Below are 784 nucleotides of genomic sequence, written 5' to 3'. Positions count from 1 at the left end.
TTATGGCAAAAGTGAAAGGAGTGACCTCTCGAATATTAAGGCAGGAGTTTGAGCATCTTGCTCATTTGCCTAGTCTGTGGACACGTTCTTTTTTCGTGAGTACAGCTGGAAACGTATCAAGCGAAACCGTAAAGCGTTATGTTGAAGAACAAAAGAAAAGGGGGTGAACACATGCAAGTTTTAACCGTTAAGATACGTATATTCCCTGACCAACCAGCCATTTTAGTTCAATTGGGAAAGGAGTACATTCGGGTAGTCAATCAACTAACCGCACAGGCTGAACAACTGGGGGCATTCCCGAAAATGACTACAAAAGATGTAGAAACCATTCTTCCGTCTGCCGTTTGTAATCAAGCGATTCGTGATGCCAAAAGTGTTTTCAGTAAAATCAAGAAACTTGGTGTTCGTCCCATTCTTAAAAAACCTGTATATTTCGTTAACAATCAAAACTACACGGTATCCGAAAATACAGTTGCTTTCCCGATCGTTGTAGATGAAAAGACGAAGAAAACAACGTTTCGTGCTACAGCGACGAGTAGAGATATGGAGCTGTTGAGAAAAGCCAAACTTGGATTGATGCGTATCATTGAAAAGTCAGGGAAATGGTACGCTCAGATTTCGGTAGAAGTGCCTACAAGTGTAACAAACAACGAAAATATCATGGGGATTGATCTGGGTTTAAAAGTTCCTGCTGTTTCTGTAACTTCTACAGGTAAAACCCGATTCTTTGGAAACGGCAGACAAAACAAGTACATACGAAGAAAGCATGAGCAACGTAGGCGTA

At 41.1% G+C, this 784-nt stretch carries 2 protein-coding genes; both read left to right on the top strand.

From position 1 onward, the window contains the following. On the top strand, positions 1 to 167 hold a 167-nt coding region (locus RJP21_RS31495), incomplete at its 5' end, for a transposase (protein ID WP_310862616.1). Positions 168 to 171: 4 nt separating this feature from the next. After that, positions 172 to 784: nuclease/transposase family protein (locus tag RJP21_RS31490; RefSeq protein ID WP_483874811.1), on the top strand; the 613-nt coding region annotated here is incomplete at its 3' end.

The organism is Paenibacillus sp. VCA1 (assembly GCF_031583795.1).
GTDB lineage: Bacteria > Bacillota > Bacilli > Paenibacillales > Paenibacillaceae > Paenibacillus_AQ > Paenibacillus_AQ albilobatus.
Note: the sequence above shows the minus strand (reverse complement) of the source record. Positions and strands in the feature narration are given on the sequence as shown.